This is a genomic window from Crinalium epipsammum PCC 9333 (assembly GCF_000317495.1).
GTDB lineage: Bacteria > Cyanobacteriota > Cyanobacteriia > Cyanobacteriales > PCC-9333 > Crinalium > Crinalium epipsammum.
This window is the reverse complement of the sequence record NC_019753.1, coordinates 753,388-774,355: the sequence shown is the minus strand read 5'-3', so window position 1 is coordinate 774,355 and position 20,968 is coordinate 753,388. Positions and strand designations below refer to the sequence as shown.

At 40.7% G+C, this 20,968-nt stretch carries 23 protein-coding genes and 1 pseudogene; 16 read left to right on the top strand and 8 right to left on the bottom strand.

Features of this window, described 5'->3' with window-relative positions:
- Positions 1-342: 342 nt before the first annotated feature.
- On the bottom strand, positions 343-1,332 hold the full coding sequence (locus tag CRI9333_RS03320) for an adenosine kinase (protein ID WP_015201746.1): 990 nt from the start codon (positions 1,330-1,332) through the stop codon (positions 343-345).
- A 128-nt stretch (positions 1,333-1,460) separates the two neighbouring features.
- Here CRI9333_RS03320 and tmpT point away from each other — a divergent pair, with 128 nt between their 5' ends.
- The 10 genes from tmpT to CRI9333_RS03270 all read left to right on the top strand — a co-directional run bounded on the left by tmpT (position 1,461) and on the right by CRI9333_RS03270 (position 9,894).
- Complete coding sequence (tmpT, locus tag CRI9333_RS03315; protein ID WP_015201745.1) at positions 1,461-2,099, top strand: thiopurine S-methyltransferase; 639 nt, start codon at positions 1,461-1,463, stop codon at positions 2,097-2,099.
- A 251-nt stretch (positions 2,100-2,350) separates the two neighbouring features.
- Positions 2,351-3,967 (top strand): ribosomal protection-like ABC-F family protein, encoded by a 1,617-nt coding sequence (gene abc-f, locus CRI9333_RS03310; protein WP_015201744.1) that lies wholly within the window; start codon positions 2,351-2,353, stop codon positions 3,965-3,967.
- Positions 3,968-4,167: 200 nt separating this feature from the next.
- Positions 4,168-5,073 (top strand): EamA family transporter RarD, encoded by a 906-nt coding sequence (gene rarD, locus CRI9333_RS03305; protein WP_015201743.1) that lies wholly within the window; start codon positions 4,168-4,170, stop codon positions 5,071-5,073.
- 327 nt (positions 5,074-5,400) lie between these two features.
- A complete protein-coding gene (locus CRI9333_RS03300; protein ID WP_015201742.1) occupies positions 5,401-5,799 on the top strand; it encodes a hypothetical protein in 399 nt (132 codons plus the stop codon).
- A 265-nt stretch (positions 5,800-6,064) separates the two neighbouring features.
- On the top strand, positions 6,065-6,664 hold the full coding sequence (locus CRI9333_RS28035; RefSeq protein ID WP_041225917.1) for a phosphotransferase enzyme family protein: 600 nt from the start codon (positions 6,065-6,067) through the stop codon (positions 6,662-6,664).
- On the top strand, positions 6,654-7,049 hold the full coding sequence (locus CRI9333_RS28030) for a phosphotransferase (RefSeq protein WP_041225915.1): 396 nt from the start codon (positions 6,654-6,656) through the stop codon (positions 7,047-7,049). The genes CRI9333_RS28035 and CRI9333_RS28030 overlap by 11 nt, the downstream gene beginning before the upstream one ends.
- A gap of 88 nt (positions 7,050-7,137) precedes the next feature.
- Positions 7,138-7,677, top strand: a complete 540-nt coding sequence (locus tag CRI9333_RS03285; RefSeq protein WP_015201741.1) for a hypothetical protein — start codon at positions 7,138-7,140, stop codon at positions 7,675-7,677.
- A gap of 204 nt (positions 7,678-7,881) precedes the next feature.
- A complete protein-coding gene (locus CRI9333_RS03280; protein ID WP_015201740.1) occupies positions 7,882-8,343 on the top strand; it encodes a hypothetical protein in 462 nt (153 codons plus the stop codon).
- A gap of 335 nt (positions 8,344-8,678) precedes the next feature.
- Complete coding sequence (locus CRI9333_RS03275) at positions 8,679-8,897, top strand: GNAT family N-acetyltransferase (protein WP_315863863.1); 219 nt, start codon at positions 8,679-8,681, stop codon at positions 8,895-8,897.
- Positions 8,898-8,997: 100 nt separating this feature from the next.
- Entirely contained in the window at positions 8,998-9,894 is an 897-nt protein-coding gene (locus CRI9333_RS03270; RefSeq protein ID WP_015201739.1) for a phosphodiester glycosidase family protein, read from the top strand.
- Between the two features lie 61 nt (positions 9,895-9,955).
- On the opposite strand, the gene CRI9333_RS26525 is transcribed toward CRI9333_RS03270, so the two are convergent.
- The 3 genes from CRI9333_RS26525 to CRI9333_RS03260 form a co-directional block, all read right to left on the bottom strand.
- Positions 9,956-10,111 carry a hypothetical protein gene (locus CRI9333_RS26525; protein ID WP_015201443.1) on the bottom strand — a complete coding sequence of 52 codons (156 nt, stop codon included), beginning with the start codon at positions 10,109-10,111 and terminating at the stop codon, positions 9,956-9,958.
- A gap of 101 nt (positions 10,112-10,212) precedes the next feature.
- Positions 10,213-10,401, bottom strand: a complete 189-nt coding sequence (locus tag CRI9333_RS03265) for a hypothetical protein (protein ID WP_015201442.1) — start codon at positions 10,399-10,401, stop codon at positions 10,213-10,215.
- On the bottom strand, positions 10,398-10,739 hold the full coding sequence (locus CRI9333_RS03260) for a hypothetical protein (RefSeq protein WP_015201441.1): 342 nt from the start codon (positions 10,737-10,739) through the stop codon (positions 10,398-10,400). Before CRI9333_RS03260 ends, CRI9333_RS03265 begins: the two co-directional genes overlap by 4 nt.
- Before the next feature lie 373 nt (positions 10,740-11,112).
- On the opposite strand from CRI9333_RS03260, the gene CRI9333_RS27235 reads away from it, so the two are divergent.
- The 3 genes from CRI9333_RS27235 to CRI9333_RS03250 all read left to right on the top strand — a co-directional run bounded on the left by CRI9333_RS27235 (position 11,113) and on the right by CRI9333_RS03250 (position 14,872).
- Positions 11,113-11,250, top strand: a complete 138-nt coding sequence (locus tag CRI9333_RS27235) for a hypothetical protein (RefSeq protein ID WP_198013711.1) — start codon at positions 11,113-11,115, stop codon at positions 11,248-11,250.
- Positions 11,251-11,321: 71 nt separating this feature from the next.
- The gene (locus tag CRI9333_RS03255) at positions 11,322-13,190 is read left to right on the top strand and encodes a helicase-associated domain-containing protein (RefSeq protein ID WP_015201440.1); all 1,869 of its coding nucleotides are present in this window, start codon (positions 11,322-11,324) and stop codon (positions 13,188-13,190) included.
- Positions 13,191-13,201: 11 nt separating this feature from the next.
- Positions 13,202-14,872 (top strand): DNA repair helicase XPB, encoded by a 1,671-nt coding sequence (locus tag CRI9333_RS03250; protein WP_015201439.1) that lies wholly within the window; start codon positions 13,202-13,204, stop codon positions 14,870-14,872.
- Between the two features lie 228 nt (positions 14,873-15,100).
- Here CRI9333_RS03250 and CRI9333_RS03245 read toward each other — a convergent pair whose 3' ends face one another.
- Together CRI9333_RS03245 and CRI9333_RS03240 are read right to left on the bottom strand one after the other, a co-directional pair.
- Positions 15,101-15,802 (bottom strand): hypothetical protein, encoded by a 702-nt coding sequence (locus CRI9333_RS03245; RefSeq protein WP_015201438.1) that lies wholly within the window; start codon positions 15,800-15,802, stop codon positions 15,101-15,103.
- A 228-nt stretch (positions 15,803-16,030) separates the two neighbouring features.
- Positions 16,031-16,801 carry a prohibitin family protein gene (locus CRI9333_RS03240; RefSeq protein ID WP_015201437.1) on the bottom strand — a complete coding sequence of 257 codons (771 nt, stop codon included), beginning with the start codon at positions 16,799-16,801 and terminating at the stop codon, positions 16,031-16,033.
- A 424-nt stretch (positions 16,802-17,225) separates the two neighbouring features.
- On the opposite strand from CRI9333_RS03240, the gene CRI9333_RS26520 reads away from it, so the two are divergent.
- Complete coding sequence (locus tag CRI9333_RS26520) at positions 17,226-17,975, top strand: DM9 repeat-containing protein (protein WP_041225827.1); 750 nt, start codon at positions 17,226-17,228, stop codon at positions 17,973-17,975.
- Here CRI9333_RS26520 and CRI9333_RS25515 read toward each other — a convergent pair.
- Positions 17,900-18,235: pseudogene (locus CRI9333_RS25515) on the bottom strand (hypothetical protein); the annotation flags it as partial. The gene CRI9333_RS26520 and the pseudogene CRI9333_RS25515 overlap by 76 nt on opposite strands.
- Positions 18,236-18,278: 43 nt before the next feature.
- Here CRI9333_RS25515 and CRI9333_RS03230 point away from each other — a divergent pair.
- Both CRI9333_RS03230 and CRI9333_RS03225 read left to right on the top strand, forming a co-directional pair.
- Positions 18,279-18,902 carry a hypothetical protein gene (locus tag CRI9333_RS03230; protein WP_015201738.1) on the top strand — a complete coding sequence of 208 codons (624 nt, stop codon included), beginning with the start codon at positions 18,279-18,281 and terminating at the stop codon, positions 18,900-18,902.
- Positions 18,903-19,381: 479 nt separating this feature from the next.
- Complete coding sequence (locus tag CRI9333_RS03225) at positions 19,382-20,359, top strand: leucine-rich repeat domain-containing protein (RefSeq protein ID WP_232229377.1); 978 nt, start codon at positions 19,382-19,384, stop codon at positions 20,357-20,359.
- A 144-nt stretch (positions 20,360-20,503) separates the two neighbouring features.
- On the opposite strand, the gene CRI9333_RS03220 is transcribed toward CRI9333_RS03225, so the two are convergent.
- Complete coding sequence (locus CRI9333_RS03220) at positions 20,504-20,968, bottom strand: hypothetical protein (protein WP_015201435.1); 465 nt, start codon at positions 20,966-20,968, stop codon at positions 20,504-20,506.

Genomic DNA, 20,968 nt, shown 5'->3' with positions numbered 1-20,968 from the left:
ACTGACATAGCATTTCCCAGTCAGATGAGGTATGGCAATCAATATTATGGGTAGAGGCGAAGCATTTGCACATAAAAACGTTGATATTACCGATAGCTTAAAGTGCAAATGCTTTGACCATTGAGGTGTACATCACTAGATTAGGAAACGCTATATGTCGTAAAGAGTGCATCTTGATTTACTTATGTAGTTCTAGGGCGCTACAAATTTAACATCACAGCGCTCACAAGCTAGAAGGTCTTTATGAAAAAGGGTAAGTGGTCTTCAAGAAAATAGTGACGTATTTGCTTTACACCTTGCTACTTTGGGGCTTGTTTGGGCTTGAACTTTGTCTAAGTCCCGCTAAGTAGTAACTAATGCCTTTAATTCCTCAGTTTTTAATCTTGGCCCATAGGATGTAACAATCAAAGAAGCTGCGGACGATGCTAATTTTCCAGCTTCTTCATAGCTCATACCTTGGGTAATTCCATAGAGAAAAGCTCCTGCATACATATCTCCTGCTCCCACTGTATCTACAGCTTTTACTTGAGGTGCAGCGATAGAGATTAATTTCTGACCGTCAAATACTACTGAACCATTGGAACCGCGAGTAATGGCAAATTTTTTGCTGAGAGTTTTTAGGTGATCTACAGCTACTTGAAAATCTTGTGTATCTGCTAGTTCTAATGCTTCACTTTCGTTAGCAAAAATCAAGTCTAAACCAGTCCCAATAATGTCTAATAAACCATCTTTGAAAAATTTCACCATGTTGTAATCAGATAGGGACATGGTAGTTTTTACTCCCGCTTTTTGGGCTATTTCTCTAGCCTTTATAGCTGCTTCTTTTCCTCTTTGAGAAGTCACTAAATACCCTTCGATATATACATATTCTGAATCAGTGAGTGCTGATAATACTAATTCTTGTGTAGAAAATTTTTCAGTAATTCCCAAAAATGTATTCATGGTGCGATCTGCATCAGGAGTTACTAACACCAAACATTTACCTGTAATTCCTGATTGGCGATCGCCATTTTTTAAGTTGGTATCTACCTGAGAGTTGAGTAAATCTTCTCTGTAAAAATCTCCAAATTCATCGTTAGCCACTTTACAGGAATAAAAAGCTTTTCCCCCTAATTGACTAATTGCCACTATTGTGTTTGCTGCTGAACCTCCACAACTCTTATGGCAATGAAGATTTTTGAGATTTTCCAAAATATGATTTTGACTATCTTCATCTAAAAGTGTCATTACACCTTTATCAATTTTCAACTCTTGTAGCAACTCTGGAGATACTTCGTATTCTATATCTACTAAGGCATTACCTATACCATAAACATCATATTTTTTGCCCATTGTTGATCTCCTAGAATAATTTCTGTTTTACTTGAACAGGACTAATAATAACAGAGCTAATCCCATCTAAGGAGAAACCAGTTCTACTTGTGGTCTGTGATTGAATCAATAGTAGTGAAAAAATTGATATGGAAGCAAGTTTTTGGCATCAAAAATGGGAAAAAGGTGATATTGCTTTTCACCAAAGTGAGGGCAACCCATTACTAAGAGAACATTTTGAAAAATTAAATTTGGCTATGGGCAGCCGTGTATTTCTACCGTTGTGTGGCAAGACACGCGATTTGGCATGGTTGCTGAAGAGCGGTTATCGAGTTGTCGGTGCAGAATTAAGCGAACTGGCAATTAACGAGTTATTTAACAATCTTGGAGTTGAGCCAAAAATCACAAGAGTTGGTAAATTAACTCTTTACCATGCAAAAGATATCGACATATTTGTCGGTGATATTTTTGATGTTTCTGCTGAAGTTCTTGGGCTTGTTGACGCAGTATATGATCGAGCTGCGTTGGTGGCATTGCCAGCTTCGATGCGGAATCAATATACGTCACACCTGATGAAAATTACCAACGCGGCACCGCAGTTGCTGATCTGCTACGAATACAATCAACAACTCATGGATGGCCCGCCGTTCTCAATCAGCGAAGAAGAAGTAAAAGACCATTATGCGGCTGCTTATCAATTGAAGGCTGTTAAAAGCAAGGATGTCGCTGGTGGATTAAAGGGAGAAGTTGCCTCAATTGAGACTGTTTGGTTGCTCCAAAAATTTTAAAAGATATAGATATCGGATTAAATGTTTATGAACTATGATCCACGAACGTTGTCGAATCCTCCAATGTAGTATATTCTGTAATGTAATGGCTCCTGATTTCCCATCCAGAAATGAAGTAACGACACTACAACGAAAGCTAATCTAAATTTTACAAAGGATTGCAGCGGTGATGCACCACTCAACATAACGTTTTGCATCGAGCAATTCCTGTCTGAGCCTTTTCAACCTTTCATAACTTAGAGGTGGTCAATATGCCACAACAGCCCTATTTGTTGGCTGATGGCTTGACATATGAACTTCCGCCCGATTGCACGCTATTCAAAAACGTGCAATTAAGCCTTGAGCCACGCGATCGCGTGGCGCTTGTCGGCGCGAATGGAATGGGTAAATCGACACTGCTGCAAATTTTAGCAGGACAGATCGAACCTAGTAGTGGTTCTGTTTGGCGCGGTGCATCGATCTACTACTTGCCCCAAATCAGCACTATTCGGCAACAAATCACAGCGGATACCGTGCAAAATTTCCTGTTTTCCATCTCGGATGAGTGGTGGCAGATTAGTGACATTCTAGAAACACAATTTAATACAACGCTAGATTTATCGCTGTTGCTTGCTTCTTTGAGCGGTGGCGAACTGACAAAGCTGTTTTTAGCGATTGGTTTGTCTCAACAACCCAATGTCCTGTTGCTAGATGAACCAACAAATCATCTAGATTATCTGGCACTTGAGGAACTGTCACAATTTCTTAAGTACTTCACTGGTGCGTTTGTAATTGTTTCTCACAAACCTTTCTTTATAGATCGCGTTGTTAATACGACTTGGGAACTCACACCTAATGGAGTGAGTGTATATGGTGGGAATTTCTCATTGTATCGAGAACAGAAACAGGCAGAATTAGAAGCAAGATGGCGATCTCACGAAGTTGCTAAAAAAGAACTCAAACGTGCCAAGAATTCTGCCATGCAGGAGCAGCAACGAGCCGCCCAATCTCAGAGAAATGGTCGCCTCCATGCCGATAGTATGCCCAAAATTTTGGCAGGGACGTTAAAACGAAAAGCCGAAGTAACGGCTGGAAAATTGAAACAAAAACATGAACTAGCCATTACAGATGCCACTCAAAAAGTAGTTCAGACCAAAGTTAAGACGAATAAAGCAACAAGTATCCAGCTAGACCAAAAAAGTCAAAAGCACAAAAATCTCATTGAAATTCAGGGAGCAAATCTTTGGGTTGCCAATCGCCTGTTGATCGAAAACATTCAGTTTCCTTTGGTTTCTGGGCAGCGAGTTGCTCTAGCTGGGGCAAATGGTTCCGGTAAATCTAGCTTGGCCAAAGCAATTGTCAACACGGAAGGAACACACGCCTTTCTGGAATCTGGTGAGGTATTGGTTTCTCCAACAATGAATGTTGTATATCTGGATCAAACCTATGAATTGGTGAATCGTTCTGCCACAATTTTGGAAAATATACAATCAGCAAATCCGGGATTAGAGTACCAACTTATCCGACAGCAGCTCGGACATTTTCTTTTCTTCAATGATGACGTTTATAAATTAGCATCGGTGCTGAGTGGAGGGGAGTTAGCGAGATTGGCACTAGCAATGCTGGGTATTTCCGAAATTGACTTGTTAATTTTGGATGAACCTACGAACAATCTAGATATTCCCACAGTGGATCAGATGGTGGAAGCAGTTAATGAATATCTTGGTGCTGTTTGGGTAATTTCCCACGATCTAGATTTTCTGGGCCGTATTCAGATTACCGATTCATATTGCTTGTGCAAGCAAACGCTGCAAAGAACAAATTATTTACCAGATGAAAAAGAAGAATATTATGAAGAGTTAGTTGATCGCCTACATCGGGTGTGTTGATATAGCAATCTGATTAAAGTGACAATAATTAGCTCCTTACAGGTTAAAAGTGGCACTTGTTTCAAATCAGTTAACTTCCTAACTTATTTGAGTATAAGTTTATTCAATTATTACATTTGCAAAAAGCATAGGCTACTCAACGTTAGAAGAAATGCTAAAGTAATTCCTACGTTACTGCACTTTTAGAAAGCAACTGACTTTTGTTTAGCAACCCTCATCCAGACTCCTCAAAAGCAATTAGCAAGACTGGTGCAATCTATGCGGTTTTAGCTTACACAGCTTGGGGTCTACTGCCAATTTACTGGAAATTCTTTGGACAAGTATCAGAGAGCGAAGTGTTAAGCCATCGCATCATCTGGTCGATGGTCTTCTTAACAGGGCTAGTATTTCTTCAGCAGCGAAGTCAAGAATTGCATCAGCTGTTTCAGTCCCCAACTCGCTTGGGAATTTTGCTCATCACTGCTTTGCTGCTCACCTTCAACTGGGGACTTTACATCTATGGAGTGAATGCAAATCGAGTTGTAGAGACAAGCTTAGGTTACTTCATCAACCCACTGGTGAATGTGCTGCTGGGATTTGTGTTCCTCAAAGAGCGATTGCATCTTGGTCAAAAATTAGCTGTCCTCTTAGCTGTGATTGGAGTTGCTAATTTTGTCTGGGATTTTGGAGAAGTACCTTGGCTTGCTTTAGGGTTAGCATTTTCCTTTGCCTTTTACGGGCTGCTGCGGAAGCTGGTGGCGGTTGCGCCGCTCATAGGACTTGCAGTAGAAACACTGCTACTTGCGCCTGTGGCTTGGGTACTTGTTGGATACTGGGCGATAACGGGAGTAGGGCATTTAGGTGTAGATTGGTCTACCTCGCTGCTATTTATTGGTTCTGGCGTGATCACCTCGTTTCCACTGCTATGGTTTAACAACGCTGCCAAGCGGTTGCGGCTTTCCACTCTAGGTTTTTTCCAGTACCTAGCTCCGAGCCTGCAACTGATGCTGGGGGTATTTCTCTACCATGAACCGTTTACCCGCACACACGCTGTCACCTTTGGCTTCATCTGGGTAGCACTCGTCATTTACTCCACAACCTCTTTGGTTAAACAGAAGTTTAGTTGAATGACACTGTTGATCTCAGATTGACGGCGTTGCTGAATTATAGGTATGCCTTTTTTTCGAGTCGGACGCTATCCAAAACTTGCCATTGTGCCATCAGTTGATAGTTGATCCAACTTATTTACAATTAGCTTTAAGTTTTCGGCGTTAGATTGGGTTATGAAAAATTATTTAAAATTTAAAACGAAAAAAGACGTTTTTGTTAACTCTGCTTCTTCAGATATATTAATGTAGCTTTTTGAAATTTATATTACTAAATAACACTTTTTAAAAACCAGCCGCTAGGCTGACTTTTACTTAATAGATTTAAGTTGATACACACTACCAAGTATGAATGATTACGACAGCCTGTACTGCAAACTTTACGTTGATTGTGATGTCAACAGAAATGAACTCGTAGGACTCATTGCTAAATCAACATCCGGCAAGATTGAGCGGGGGAGCGTTAGTACCCCAAAAGGTGAAATTGACGTGATCAACAATGATGACTTTGACAACAACAAGCGCAGTAAGCTTCCTGATGGTTTTCTCTACTATCGTTTTTATCTTGATATAGAGAGAACCGAGGGTACGGAGCGAGGTTTATACATAGAGAGCATATCTCGACTGCTAGAAGATTTCTGGTTACTCAGTTACAAAGCCGTTGCTGCCTGTGATTTTGAAGAAGAATTACCGAGAAAAGGTGGGTATAATTGGCAGGATAAATGTAGCGATCTGCAATCAGATTAAAAGTTAAAACTGTCAAATAGTTACACTGTTATAACACTACAATCAACAGTGCGATCGCGTTGCGCTCTCTGAGTCAGTTCGCACATTCAATATTAATTAAGTGTTTTATTAGCACCAAAGCACGTGGCGCTTAACCAAAAAGTAGCGTACTTGTTAAAATATTTATTCCCTACTGCACTTTATTACTACCTTGTTGTATTGCAACTACTGTACGCTCATTTTTTAAATTTAACCCTCTTTAATCACTCTGGAAAAATAAAAAATTATGAATGTAGAAACTGCTACTTCCGCCCTAAAATACTACGACTTGCCTAATGCTCAACTAACATTTTTAGGGCAAAGCCAAAACACTACATTTCAGGTTGAGATACCATCAGGAAATAAGTTTTTGCTACGTCTGCATATTGGTATTGAGAATACTATCGACGGTGAGCATAATGTTTGGAGAGAGCCATCAACCATTGAATCCGAGTTGCTATGGCTCAACGCGTTAGCCTACGACACTGAACTAACTGTGCCTCAACCTGTGCAAAATCGGTTGGGTGAATGGGTAACAAGCTTTGCTAGGACGGAATCCGAATCTTCCATATCCTGTTCGTTGCTGCGATGGATAGAAGGTTCGCATCTTGAGGACGAACCCACAGCACAGCAAGTTCGACAGTTGGGTGTACTAATGGCGCAACTGCATCAACATTCAAATGCTTGGTCGTTGCCAGGGGGCTTTTCTCGTCCTACACACGACGTAGAGCAGCTAAAATCTGCAACACTCACAACTGGGTGTGCTGGTGCAAAACAAAGCAATTTCATCAGACGATTATCAAGTGTTCCAAAAGGCTGCCCTGCAAGTCCAAGAATTGCTGCCTAGCCTTGAGCAGACACGCGACACGTGGGGCGTAATTCATGCTGACCTTCACTCAGGTAACTACGTTCTCTATGGTGAAGAAGTACGCCCAATTGACTTTTCACGATGTGGTTTTGGTTTTTACCTTTACGATATTGGTCAATCACTTGGAGATATTGAAGCATCGTTGCGTTGGCATTTCTTCGAGGGCTACACAAGTGTTAGGACATTACCAGAAAATTATCAAAGCGTTGTTGAAGCATTTTTTGTAGGATCAACAGTGGAAAACTTTGCTTTTCTCAGTGCCAACCCCGATGAACACGACTGGCTTTCTCATGCTGTGCCTTATGTCGTCAAGAACCACTTGCACCCGTATTTGCAGGGTGAGACCTTCCTGTTTCTTTATTGAGTCAATCAACACTGGCATAACAATCCAGTCGGAGCGGACTGCTGTTTTTGTATCGCCTTAATTTATTAAATAACGTTTAATAAAGCCAATGTTTAACTCTTTCGGTATAAATCAACAACCTGAAAATCAATCCTTTCAAGTACGTTTATCACCTTTTGGACATGATGATGTATTTAAGGATTTTGATAATTTAGAAGATGCTGTTCAATATGCTAATCAGTGGCTAAAAGATTTTGACGATCCCCATTATCAAAACAAGTTACTTGAAATTGATTCAATTATTATAATAGATTTATTAACAAGTGATTTGGTAGACATTGTTGAAATACCTTATAAGAATGTAGGCAAGGTTGATAAAAATAAACCTTCAAGGATACAAGGGTTAAAAGTTAATGCTGAAAAATATAAGCAACTGGGATTGACACTTTCAGAATCTAACGATCATCAAATTTCAGTTTTTTACGTCAAAGCTAAAGGCAAAAAAATAGGTAATTTAATCTGGTTTTTTTCAGGATGGATGCTAGAAAGAACATCTGAAGAATTTGATATTTATTTTCCTACTTATTGGGACGAAATGAAAAAAGCTATAGGAGGTTTAGCAAATATTTGTGGGATGGATGAAGATTGACAATTATTAACTATAGTTCAATTCCAAGGCGCGAAAACACAGACACAAAGCCCTAAGTTAAAACAAAACAGCCCAACTACAGAAATCAATTAGCAGACAGTTCTCGGACAAACTCCTGCACCTGCCCGTTGGAAAGCCGTTCCTTGCGATCCTCCTATTTTTCTCTGTGTTTCTGAGAATAAGCAGCAAGTAGGCAGTGTAGAGTTGCTCACCTACCCTTTAGAAAGCCTACCTGATTTCCAGAGAATGCTTACTGAAGCTGGTGTCCCGCCTGGTTCAGTTAACTACCACAGCCCTAAATACAAAGCCCAGGTATCTCGATCGTTGAGAGCTTGGGTAGCTGACTATTATGCCTTCTTTGAGGAAAATCGTAAACCTGAGTATGGTAATTTCGTGACTTTTTCTGCACGAACCCCAGAAGAAATAACTGCTGGCAAACTGCCAGGGCTTCGCTATGGGTTCTCTGGTATTGACAAAGGTGGAGTTGCAAAAGAGCAGCAACTCGGTCATGTTGCATTTGATGGCACCAAACTCTATGTGATTGCGACCGCCTTTGACCCAACTGCCGAGACTACTAAGTTCGAGAGTGTAGAAAGCTTGCGACGATTTGAACCGTATTTGCTCAAGATTGTCTCAGGACTGCGGCTACCTGTTGCTAAAAAGTAAATGCTGTATAAAACAGGGCTGACATTTCAACAAATTGACTTTCTGTATGAAGAGTGATCGCGCTACTAATTGGCACCTACTTTTAGGTGCCATCCCTCTTCATAGGGGAAGTGTTAGTAAGTAGTTTTTAAAGAGATAAATTTTTGATAATTAACAAACCTTGAATAAGAGAACCCCACCCGTCATTAATAGACAAGTGGGGTTCAAGGTTAAAATATATTTATTTCTACTATATAGCTTTTGGCTAGTCATATGCTTGATACATTTATAATATACAGTTCACCTGAAAGAGTGTTACCTGGAAAAATTACCGAACTTTTTACTAAGTTTTCTGGATTCTTAAGTATATTTACGCAGAGTCGAGCTACAGGGGAATTTTTGATCAGGGTGTAGGTAAATACTTAATTGAGTTTGCTTCTCGCTGGGCGTTGGAAAATGGGTGTACTGAGTTGGCATCAGATGCCTTAATTGAAAATATAGCCAGCTATGACTTCCATATGAAGGTAGGGTTTCAGGAAGTAGAGCAAGTTGTAACTTTTATTAAACAAATTTAATTATAGCTGACAACTACAAATACATTAATAAGAGCTAGCTGATAGAAATTGCTTGATTATTGTTTTACGTGAAAGAAAATAATTAATTTAGGTGTAATTGATGCACAATCAAAAAATGTGGCGGCGGTCTTTTTTGTTTTTAGGAGGAATGGCAATAGCTAAAACGTTAACTTTAGCATTACCAGCAGTTGCTCAACCTGTACAACTAACCAGACGTACTATTGCGGGTGTCTCATTATATCAAACTACTATTGACCTGACTGACCCTCAAACTTTTATCACTATCGGTTTAGCTAATAACGCTAATCAAGCTAATACGATGCAACTATCTAAGGGTGATGAACCTTTTTCCAATATGGTTGCTCGTTCTAGAGGTGCGGTAGTCACAACCGGAACGTTTTTTGCCAAAAATAACCAAAAAACTGTGATGGGGAATATGGTGGCGGGTGGTAAATTCCTTAAATACAGTCAGTGGGAGAACTTTGGAACAACATTAGGTTTACGTACTGGTAATCGACCAGAAATGATTACAGCTAGAGTTGATGGCAAACCGGAATGGGACAAACACTGGTTTTCGATTACTTGTGGCCCAAGATTAATTAAACAAGGGAAAATTTGGCTAAATCCTCAAGTGGAAGGATTCAAAGATAGTCACGTTCTAGGAGTAGCTGCGCGGACAGCAATTGGTTATTCCGCTGATGGGAAAAAGCTATTTTTGGTAAATTTCAACCAGGATTTATCCTTACAAACAGAAGCAAAACTAATGAAAGCAATTGGGTGTTATGAAGCAATGAATTTAGATGGCGGAGCATCTAGAGCATTAGCAGATAGTGGTAAAATTTTAGTACCTGCGGGGCGATCGCTAACTAATGTAATCGTTGTCTACGATGCCAAACACCCCGCACCCACAGCTTTAAAACAAGCTTTTCTGCGTTTTCAAACTACAGGTCGAGTATCTTCCGACCATATTTATAATGCCTACTGTTTGAAATTTTAAGGATAGTCCGCTGAAATTCTTTGATAATTCTGAAGCTCTAGTAGTTGTAATCCACTCTGGATTACCAATGACTTACTTGTACATATAAAGAGCCTGGTTTACTGGAATCAATTGACGCGGCATGACAGTAAACTGCCTCAATGCCTGTAAATGCTGATTCCATAGACTCTAACAAGTCTAGGTTAGCCTCAAAAAGCTCAACTCTACTATCCCTCATCTTTGATAGGGAAGGACAGTTAAAGTCAATTTTTCTGGTGATAGCACCCAGGTTAGTAATTCACTCTACCATAATACAAATTGAAGTACGGAATGTAGGCTTTAAGCGTGAGGTGTTTGACGCAACGTATAAATCTTTTTACGTTGTTCTAACAAGTCAATTTCTAGCTGAGAATTCAACTCATCTAAATCGAGGATATGCTTATCCATACGTTTATTAAGTTCGCGCAACTTAGCAATATGACTTGCTCTTGTTTGCGGGTCGGGAATTTTTGGTTGATTTGCGATCATAAGTTGAAGTCTCTTCTAATTTCGGCAACAGTTGCGCCGATTGCATCTACTGTCGCTTCAGCCTCAGCAAGAAAGCGTACAAGTAATTCTAGGTTATCACGAGTAGCTACTGGTTGTGCGGGATAAATTTGTCTTAATGCGGTGAATAAGCGTGAATAGTACATATCTGCTCTTTCCCTGGCATTTTGCAACTGATCGAGGTAATCAATTGTTGCTTCTGTTTCACCAAATATCTCCATTAGGGTAAATTCTGTAGCTGTCGCTTCATCAATGCGTTCTAATAGCTGTTGTTGTAAATTAAAGATCCTGATAATTATTTCTTCTGGTAGTCTTGCCATGCAGTTTCTAAATAAATACTTTTTAAAAATAACTATTTTAAATTATAGCATTATCAAAAATATATATTTTATTTACTCCCGTTAATTACATTAATAAAGATAGCATTTTTAGAAGAGTAGGATAGTAATTAATTCTTAGATAAGCATCTGCAATCGCCCCAAATTTAAACAAACATCAGTAAGTTATTAGGGTGATTTGCTGCTCTTTTAGATATTTAATTTAACATAAATTCAGGTTTTAGGTTAGCAACTTTTCAAATAATCTATAGAAAATTGAACAGGAAATACAGAGTGAAAATTAGCAAAGATGAGTATCGCAATCAGGTAAAAAAACAACTAACAATTTTTGTGTAATTAATGCACAGTCAAAAATGTGGTGACGGTCTTTTTTGTTTTGAGAAGGAAGGGCAGAGCCAATTCAGCTAGTGGTAAGATTTTAGTACCTGCGGGGCGATCGCTGATTAATGCGATCGTGGTCTGCGATGCCAAAACATTGCACCCACAGTTTTAAAACAAGCTTTTCTGCGTTTTCAAACCACAAACCCAAAAAGCTACCGTCTAAAATCTCAAGGATAGTTTTTCATGGGATACTACTCTCAACCTGAGCGCATTCCTACCTTACTAGAAGCACTCAATAATCTCATAGTAGATCAATTGAAGGCATTGGCAAATCTCTTGTCTGGCGGGAAAATTCCGACGCGCAAAGCCGAATTGGTAAGCTATATTGAGCGGCAATTACAGGGTGAGTATCTTCAAAGCCTGTGGTTACAATGCGATTCTACTCAACAAGCGGTGATTTCGGAAGTAGTGCATTCTCCAGACGATCGCTATCAGCCCGCACGTTTTGTGAGTAAGTATGGCAAAGAACCGACTTGGGGAACAGGTGAGAGCTATTCCTACAGTTACAAGCCTTCAGTTCTGGCATTGTTTTTCTACACTTATACAATGCCTGCTGATTTGAAAGCGCAACTGAAAACATTTGTACCTGCACCAGAACCGACGCGGATTCAAAGTGTCGAAAGCTTACCAGCCACACTCCTACGCACTCAAAGAACCTACGATTTTACTACTCGTAAACGGCAAACAAACCCGATTGAACTACCACTGCATTCACGAGCAACAGAGCAAGTTGCACGACGAGATCTGCAAACTGTCCTGCGATTGGTAGATTTGGGCAAAGTAAGCATTAGTGAAAAGACTTTTTATCCTACTGGTGCCTCCTTAACAGCGATTGCAGAGGTACTGGAGGAAGGAGACTACTATAGCGAGTGGACGGAAACTCAATCGCCTGGAGGTTGGCAGTATGATTACCCAATTGGAAATATCAAAGCATTTGCCTGGATCATGCTATTGCAAGTAGGTAAATTAGTAGAATTAAGTGGCAAGCGTTTAGCATTGACCAAAGCAGGGCAGAAAGCATTGAATGAGCCAGCCGAAAAGACGCTGCAAACACTTTGGAAAAACTGGTTAAAAAATACGTTGCTGGATGAATTGCGACGGATTGATAGTGTTAAAGGGCAAACAGGTAAAGGTAAACGCAACCTAACCGCCGTTGCTGGACGACGTAGTAAGATTGTTGAAGCCCTCAAAGATTGTCCGCCTGGGCAATGGATAGAAGTATTTGACTTTTTTCGCTACATAATTGCAGCAGGCTATGAGTTTGAAGTTAGCAGAAATCCTGATAGTTTAACAATCTCAGGATATGGGTCGCTGGATGACTCTGATTTTCTAATTTTAGAAGCACGATATATTCTTTGTTTTTTCTTCGAGTATGTCTCTACTCTGGGATTAGTAGATGTAGCTTATATACACCCTGATGATGCTATTTTCAACTTTGAAAAAGATGTGCATCTGGATTTCTTTTATCAACCATGTTTAAGTCGCTATGATGGTTTAACTTATTTTCGACTAACTCCATTAGGGTCATATTTCTTGGGTTTGAGCGATCGCTACATACCTGTAACCTTACCCCAGAAACAAGTTTTACGAGTGCTGGCGAATTTAGAAGTAGTCGCAGTGCAACAACTGACTCGCGCCGATCGCTTATTGCTGGATAATTTTTTGCAGCCGATTTCCGATTCAGTCTGGCAATTAGAGCCAAGTAAATTGCTGGATGCGATTTCTCAGGGACGAAGTGTGGATGAACTGCGACAATTCTTAATAGCCAATAGTAGCGAAGCCTTACCGCAACCCGTGGCACAGTTTCTGGCAGATTTAGAAGTACGAACGACCAGTTTGCAGGATTTAGGTTCTGCTCGCTTAATTCGCTGCACTGACACGGCACTGGCTACATTAATTGCTAACGACTCTCGCACCAAAGCATATTGTTTTTTAGCTGACCAACCTCAAGCGATGAATGCAGGACTTGCTTGTTATTTAGTTGTACCAATTGAAACTGAAACCAAGTTTCGTAATGCCTTGAAGAAGTTAGGTTACAGCCTTCCCGTTTAGATGAAATTTTTATGAGCTATATTCCAGAAAATGCTCTAATTATCCAAAGTGATCGCTCAGTGCTGCTAGAAGTGCATTCACCTCGTGCCGACGCTGCCCGCTCTGCGATCGCACCCTTTGCTGAATTAGTTAAAAGTCCAGAACATATCCACACTTATCAAGTTTCGCCTTTGAGCATCTGGAACGCACGAGCGGCGGGAATGGCAGTAACTGGGATGATCGACGCATTGCGAGAATATGCCAAATATCCCATGCCTGATGCGATCGCACAAGAAATTTCTTCATTGGGTAGCCGTTATGGGCTGACTGTGATTGAGCGAGGCGACGGATATCTGTTGCTAAAGATGGCAGATTTAGCCCTAGCAGAGTTACTCAGCCGCAATGAGGGCGTTTCAAAATTTCTTGGTGAACGCCTCTTGCCACTGGTTTTTCAGGTTAATGCTGCCCATCGAGGTGTACTTAAACAAGCATTATTAGCAGCGGGTTATCCTGCCGAAGATTTAGCAGGTTATACAGAAGGCGATGCCTTGGCGATCCAGTTACGCTCCAATTGCCTCACAGGTACACCCTTTCAATTGCGAGACTATCAGAAAGAAGCGGTTGAGGTATTCTACCAGGCAGGACGAGTTCATGGTGGCAGTGGTACGATCGTGCTGCCCTGTGGATCTGGAAAAACTATGGTGGGACTGGCGGCGATCGCCGCCGTGCAGTCAAATACGTTGGTACTCACCAGTAGTTTAACTTCGGTACGGCAATGGCGACGGGAGTTGCTGGATAAAACCACATTACCGGAGGATGCGATCGCCGAATATAGTGGCGAAAGCAAACAAACTGCACCTGTCACACTGGCAACTTACCAAATTATCAGCTACCGCAAGAGTAAAACCGGGGAGTTTCCGCATTTTCAATTGTTTAACGCTCGCTCCTGGGGCTTAATTATTTACGATGAAGTTCACTTGTTGCCTGCACCTATTTTTCGTATTACTGCCGAACTACAAGCCCGCCGCCGCCTGGGATTAACTGCAACTTTAATTCGAGAAGACGGTAGAGAAGGAGATGTCTTCGCGCTGATCGGCCCCAAACGCTATGATGTCCCTTGGCGCGAACTGGAAGGGCAAGGATTCATTGCAGCAGCAGAATGTACTGAAATTCGCGTACCTCAAGATTCTGAGCGCCAGATGGAATATGCTCTAGCAGAGAAACGTCATCAGTTTCGCATTGCCGCTGAAAATCCGCGTAAGTTGATGGTTGTTCAATCTTTGTTGCATCAACAAATTGGACACCGAATCTTGATTATTGGTGAATATTTAGATCAACTCAAACAGATTGCGGCACTCACAGGACTACCTATTATCACTGGAAAAACTTCACAAATTGAACGCGATCGCCTGTATGAACAATTTCGCGATGGTAGTATTAGTGGATTGATCCTCTCGCGCGTTGGGAATTTTGCCTTAGATCTGCCAGATGCCGATGTACTGATTCAAGTGTCTGGTAAATATGGCTCAAGGCAGGAAGAGGCGCAGAGACTAGGACGGATTCTTCGCCCCAAAAACGATGGTCATAGTGCTCAATTCTACACCTTGGTTTCTCAGAGGACGTGTGAAGAAGATTTTGCTCGTCATCGCCAGCTATTCCTAGCAGAACAGGGTTATAGTTACCAAATTCAAATACTCACCTGAGACTTTATATTCATTAGTGATGCTGTTGGCGAAGTCGAAAAACATTCTTACTTAGGTAAATTAGTTCAACAATGACTTTTAATCAATTTCAAAAAATATTGTGTTGAAAGTTATAACTAAACAACCAATTACTAAACCTAAATAAACAACTAATACACCCATAGCATACTTGTTAACGGAAATATCAACTAGAAAGCTAAATTAAAATTCCATATTACATTGCTAATTTTACTTGCCTAAATAAACTAGACTTGCGGAATAGCATTCTCCACTGTGATCGCAATTTCTTATAGAGAATGAATCTTGAGAAAATCGTTCAATGTAAAAATTATCAGCCTCGTATTCTTCGTTTGTATACTTTGTTAAAACTTCTCCATTCAGAATATATCCCCCTTCAGGATTGACATTAAGAGTCATCTTTTGTTCCACAGCAGCACCTGCGCCAGAAACCAGTACCATGTTCCCAGAGTTCCCTCGCATTCGTAAGATACCATTCCACCTCCTGCTTTTTACAGCCCAAGCACCATAAATATTTTTAGAATAAGGATTAGTATTTGATGCTGTCTGATTGGGACTACATAACTTAAAACCCCGCTCGACTGACGCAAAATTGTAAAAAGTACCAATAGCTTGAATAAAGCATTGTCCTGGTGCTATAGATTTAGCTTGTTTGCATACCATAGCTGCTCGTTTAGCAACTTGGTCATCATAAAATGTAGGAAGCGCTGCTCTAAAACATTGCGCTGGTATAGTATTTGTAGCACCTTGGCACATCCATGTTACTAAATCATCCGTATAAGAATTAGCAAAAGTAGGCAGTGCTTGTTGATAACACTTTAGGGGATTGGCTTGAGCAAATTTAACATTTATCGTTAATAATGCTAAAACATTAGAAATAATAATTATTTGCAAGTATTTTCTTATTTTCATACGTGTCCTCAAATAAATTATTAATTCTCACGCTCAGTTTAATTGTTTGTTAAGCAGATGCTAGCTATAAACGAAACTAATATTCATACTTAACTAAAACATCACAAAAAGTGCGAAGCTCTGCGAGCGCGCTAGCGCTATCACACACGCAAGAATTTTGGAAATTGTACTCAACTAAATCAAAAAGTAAATCTTTAATAAGTAAAACTTACTCTTGAAGTTTTTATCTTATTTTGATGTCGTGTCTGACTTGGCTTCCTTTTGGGCTTGCACAAAGGTGTTTAGGCTGCTGTTACTTGTAGGGGCAGTTAACGAGTGTCCGTCCCACTTTTCTATAGCCTTATTCATTAGTATTTGTGGCGTGAGGGATGTCTGTAAACTTTGTAACCGTTGTGCCTCAAGCTTGGCTGTTTGCAGTTCTGTCTCTTTCCTTTCTAGTTCCTGTTTAGCAATCTGCTTTTGCTCAATTGCTTGTTGGACATTTTCATCTAACACAAATCCGGTAACGTCTACTTTTAAGAGATCAACATAAGAACTTGTACCAAGATTGTTATTGAGTTGATCAACAATTGCCTTACTAATTTCACCTTGGTTCTCGATGATGTAAGTCATGTCATACTGACTAATGACCTGTTTGACAGCAGCGTGTAGAGCAGGCTGCAAAATGGTATTGATAATTATCTGATTAGAGCGACCTACGTTAGCATAAGCTTCCGAAGCATTTCTTGGGTTGAGCCGCAACGTTGTAGTCGCTGTTACTTTCATCTTCTGTGAATCTCTTGTTAAAGACGAGAACTCTTCAGGAATCGCCACAGTTTGCACAGATAACCTATCCACTCGTGAGACCAAGGGTGTAATTAAGTGCAGACCTGGTTGTAGTGGTGTTGGAACTACTACACCGAATGTAGATTTAATACCTAACTGACCAGAGTTAACAGTAGTGATGCTACAAAAAATGATTACTAATCCAACAGCAATAGCACTGATTAATCCGTACATAACTTTTATAGAATATAAAGCAATATATTGCTAAAATAGCATTTTATTTTTACAAGATTTGAAAAATAAGCTTAGAAGCTACAGCGAAGCTCGACGAGCGCGAAGTGCGCTATCACAGTCGGGAGTTTTAGATATAGCAGTAAATTAATACTATTAATTTACTTGGTTCGGAGGGATTTAGTTCTAGCATTTACAAAATACAGTTATTACTAAAATTGAACCAACCTATAGGTCATATATTAACGACGATATTATTGCGCTAAAATAGGATATGTGCTTGGATAAAACACGATATTAAGAAATGTTTTTAATGCCTACAGTTTTGTAACAAAAATAAGCACTTAACTACCGGGTGGAGAGGTCTAGCCTCCGAAATCTGAAGGCGGAATTTGTAGTTACCGATCCAGTTCAAGATCTTGACATCATGAAACGACTATCTTCACTTCTTCCGGCTTCAGTTGCAAGTACCCTTTTTGTTGCCGCATTTGCTGCCTGCGCCCAAGCAAACCCTGGTGTAACTCAGGTAAGCCAGATTTGGCACATTTCAGACTCGGTTCGCATTAACCCAAATATCAACAAACTTATTTCCCGCCCTGCTTGGGTTGTGACACGAGGAGAATTACCTAAAAATGCCTTGAAAGTTGGTTATGATGCTTTTGTTACGGAAGAAGACGGTCATGTGATTGCAAAAACACCCGCGACTTCTTTATATCTTTGTCGAGCAATTCACGAAGGAACGATTTATCCTGGTAAATATGTCAATGGCTCGTGCTCGATCAGCGTCAACGGAGTTGAGCGTCACCAAAAAATTTCTCAAGTTCTCGTGAACGTGCCTAGTGAAATCGTTAGATGGGATTCGATCAAAGGCGAGGGCTTTCATCCTTTACATGGTTTGGCATTCGCAAGTGGTGGAGACTCGGCGCAAAAATTCAACACTTGCCGAGCCGCCTACAAAGCAGGGCTACATCCAGGCAGAATTGTGGGAAGTCAATGCCTGATCGGATGGCGCGGTATCGAAGTGGCACAATCTAACTATGACATTCTTTACATTCAGGGTGTCAAAGAACTTAAAGGAGCGGTCGAATTAAGCCGACAGTGCTACCCTGCTACAGACGAGCCGCTTGAAGAAGGCACAAGAGAGGCTTCAGTCTGTAATTCTCGACCGCTCAAATAATATAGAACCCATTTGACATCTGCCAGCGTCCAATCGCATTTGCCCACAGTCCTAGCGTAGTTGACCAAGCTTCTAATTGCTGCTAATCTGCGGTTGACAGTGTTTTCGGCAAGCCCCTTCTCCATCACGTGCTGTTTATACCGCAACACCAGCGCGATCGCGTCCAACCTATCCATACTCAGGAACTGAGCAACTAACTCCGGTGTGGGTTTACGTCCAGCAACCGCTTCAAAAAAATATTTCAAGTCCCTAGCATAGGCGCGACGAGTCCTCCTTTTCTTATCCCGAACTCAGGTTAATTAAATGCTAGTTAGACAGCGCTTATTCAAACTTTCATTACTTAGTGGAGTAGCATTGACCAGTGCGGTTTTATCGGTTACCTTGACTCATCGCTCGGCACTCGCGTGTGGAGGTTCAGCATTAGATCCAGGTTGGGGCGATTGCTACATCAGAGAACAGCAACAGCAATACCAACAAGAAATCATTAATGAAAATATCCGTCAGCAAAATAGACCTGAAGCAGTACGCGAGTCGAATGAGGCGATCGCTGAAGTTCAGAGCATTGCTGCAACTGTTTCCAAGCGAGAAACAGCGGATCAGTTGATCGCTGAAGCCCAAAATGAAAAACGCGCTCAAACAAATTTACCTTTTTTCTGCGCTCCCGATGAATACAAAGCTTTCTTTGAGAAGTTTGTTTGGGGTAAAGACGAACAAGGAAAAGATATTCGAGCAAGATATACTGCCGATCGCATTAGTGCAGACACTTTCCGAGTCGATTATATCAAGGCGCAGTACAAGTATACGGGAAATGAGACAGGCACAGAATCAGAAGAAGTGGTGCAAACTTTTGGAAGTCCTGCAGCTTACATTTTTCAGCACCGGAATGGCTGTTGGAGACTGACCCAGAAACTACGATCGGTAAACTAAGAGGATGTTTTAGAAGTGATGAGCAACTTAGCGACTCGGCAAGGTGGGTAACTTTAAAGAGGGTGGAATTGGCTTGATGCGGGGTCTCGTAAACCTGGGAGATTTGGGAAGTGTTCGTTTGATCGCTGAAGCTTTTTGAGATTGATTTAGCGATCAATATAGCTTGGCAATTTGCTCTAATTGACTATTTCGCACTTCCGCAGGGGGTATGATCGATGGCAATCCACTGATAGGATGGCTAAACTTGTTCCTTGTAAGCTGCATGAGTGTGATCGTATATCACAGACCGAAATCCACATATCGTGCCAATAATCATATAGCTAATAAATTTTGACTGACTATTTGATTAAAACATCAGAGATATTGCTGCAACTTAAACTAAAAGCTTTTTGATTATGAAATTTTTGTTGTTTTCAAGCTGGCTATTGATCACCTTGTTTTCCCATCCATCAGTAACCTTGGCAACAGATTTGTCAGCAATGAAGAGCTTTGAAGACTGGTGTAATCGACGAAATTCTCTGCCCTTAGAAACCCAACAAACCATTAACTATCTATTGGAAGCGGCTGGTACTCCCTATTGTCGATCAGCGGATACTGCTCTTAAGCAGCGCACCGAGATCCTTACTTCTAGCCCTAATTCCTCCAACATTAGCGACCTAAGACCATTTTCTAGCTTGACAAATCTGCGGAAACTTAGTTTATTTAGCCACAAAATTACCGATCTGACACCAATTGCAAATCTCCCAAATCTGGAAGTACTGGTCATTCACAGCAACGCCCTAACTGACCTCACTCCCATTGCTAGCCTCAATAATTTGACCGATCTCGGACTAATAGGGCGCAACATCACGGATATTCGTCCTTTCGCCAACCTGACTCAGTTACAAAAATTTACTCTGTGGTATAGTTCAATCCAAAATATCGATGCTTTAAAGGATCTCATCCAATTAACGGAAGTCAGTTTCATTAATACTCAAATTTCTGACCTTAGCTCCTTAGCTAATCTAAAAACTTTGGCTATTCTGGAAGTAAATTCTAGCAAGGTTAAGAATATTCAACCCTTATCAGGTTTAAGCAATTTAAGAAAACTCGAACTTCAGAACAATCAAATTACTAATATTAAAGCGATCTCTAGTTTGACCAATTTAAAAAGTTTAAAGCTGAACCGCAATCAGATTTGGGATCTCCGTTCTCTATCCAATCTCAAGAAACTGGTAAGTATTAGCCTCAGTCACAATCAAATTGTCGATGTCACGCCTCTAGCAGCTTTGACCGATTTAGAGACGATTAGTTTACAAAACAACCGTATTACCAGTATTCAATCTTTGGCGAGCCTAAAGAAACTAGAGAGGTTAGTGGTTTCCCAAAATCCGATCAAGAATCGGGTATGTCCAGTCAATCCCCTAAGTATCTGTTCTTTCGAGAACTCACCATCAGATGATTTGTTGGAACTATGATTAAGGGAATGGAAGTTATATTTCCATTCCCTTTTCAGTAGTGATCAAGATCGCAAAGGTTTTGTGTATTGGTTTAGAGTTCCAAATCCGAAGAATTGGGCAGCATTCACACTCATTGGTGAAGCTCAATAATCAGTAGTAAAGCTAACAATACGCAACAAACATCGAGTTCTTCAACTTAAGCCACTCTCGCACCGCAGCACTGTTTTTCGAGGTGATCGGTTTTGAAATCCTTCGAGAGTAACGACTGTAGAAAACTGCATCCGCAAGACGTTCCTTTAAAGCTTCATCATCGTTGTTAAATGACCAGTCTGGAATCTCACAAGGATTACGATTAGGAGCAATTTTTTGATACCGTAGCCCTCTTTGATCAATCACAACCCGAATCGCTTGCCACTCCCGAATATAGCCACGCTCATTGGTTTGCAGTTTACGCCGACTTAATTCAGGATGCAAATTACCAAACAACCAATCTGTCACACTGTTGACTGATTGTTCGCGCGTTTCCGCACTAGCAATCTGCGCCTGACCTCCAAATAACGTTAGTGCGATCGCACTCGTAATCAGTAGCTTTGACATAGACTGAAACAGAAGACCTTTACGCTGCAT

Bases quoted from the DNA above. Each gene is read 5' to 3' on its own strand.
- CRI9333_RS03320 (WP_015201746.1), bottom strand. From the start codon at position 1,332: ATGGGCAAAAAATATGATGTTTATGGTATAGGTAATGCCTTAGTAGAT.
- tmpT (WP_015201745.1), top strand. From the start codon at position 1,461: ATGGAAGCAAGTTTTTGGCATCAAAAATGGGAAAAAGGTGATATTGCT.
- abc-f (WP_015201744.1), top strand. From the start codon at position 2,351: ATGCCACAACAGCCCTATTTGTTGGCTGATGGCTTGACATATGAACTT.
- CRI9333_RS03300 (WP_015201742.1), top strand. From the start codon at position 5,401: ATGAATGATTACGACAGCCTGTACTGCAAACTTTACGTTGATTGTGAT.
- CRI9333_RS28035 (WP_041225917.1), top strand. From the start codon at position 6,065: ATGAATGTAGAAACTGCTACTTCCGCCCTAAAATACTACGACTTGCCT.
- CRI9333_RS03285 (WP_015201741.1), top strand. From the start codon at position 7,138: ATGTTTAACTCTTTCGGTATAAATCAACAACCTGAAAATCAATCCTTT.
- CRI9333_RS03270 (WP_015201739.1), top strand. From the start codon at position 8,998: ATGCACAATCAAAAAATGTGGCGGCGGTCTTTTTTGTTTTTAGGAGGA.
- CRI9333_RS26525 (WP_015201443.1), bottom strand. From the start codon at position 10,111: ATGAGGGATAGTAGAGTTGAGCTTTTTGAGGCTAACCTAGACTTGTTA.
- CRI9333_RS03265 (WP_015201442.1), bottom strand. From the start codon at position 10,401: ATGATCGCAAATCAACCAAAAATTCCCGACCCGCAAACAAGAGCAAGT.
- CRI9333_RS03260 (WP_015201441.1), bottom strand. From the start codon at position 10,739: ATGGCAAGACTACCAGAAGAAATAATTATCAGGATCTTTAATTTACAA.
- CRI9333_RS03255 (WP_015201440.1), top strand. From the start codon at position 11,322: ATGGGATACTACTCTCAACCTGAGCGCATTCCTACCTTACTAGAAGCA.
- CRI9333_RS03250 (WP_015201439.1), top strand. From the start codon at position 13,202: ATGAGCTATATTCCAGAAAATGCTCTAATTATCCAAAGTGATCGCTCA.
- CRI9333_RS03245 (WP_015201438.1), bottom strand. From the start codon at position 15,802: ATGAAAATAAGAAAATACTTGCAAATAATTATTATTTCTAATGTTTTA.
- CRI9333_RS03240 (WP_015201437.1), bottom strand. From the start codon at position 16,801: ATGTACGGATTAATCAGTGCTATTGCTGTTGGATTAGTAATCATTTTT.
- CRI9333_RS26520 (WP_041225827.1), top strand. From the start codon at position 17,226: ATGAAACGACTATCTTCACTTCTTCCGGCTTCAGTTGCAAGTACCCTT.
- CRI9333_RS03230 (WP_015201738.1), top strand. From the start codon at position 18,279: ATGCTAGTTAGACAGCGCTTATTCAAACTTTCATTACTTAGTGGAGTA.
- CRI9333_RS03225 (WP_232229377.1), top strand. From the start codon at position 19,382: ATGAAGAGCTTTGAAGACTGGTGTAATCGACGAAATTCTCTGCCCTTA.
- CRI9333_RS03220 (WP_015201435.1), bottom strand. From the start codon at position 20,968: ATGCAGCGTAAAGGTCTTCTGTTTCAGTCTATGTCAAAGCTACTGATT.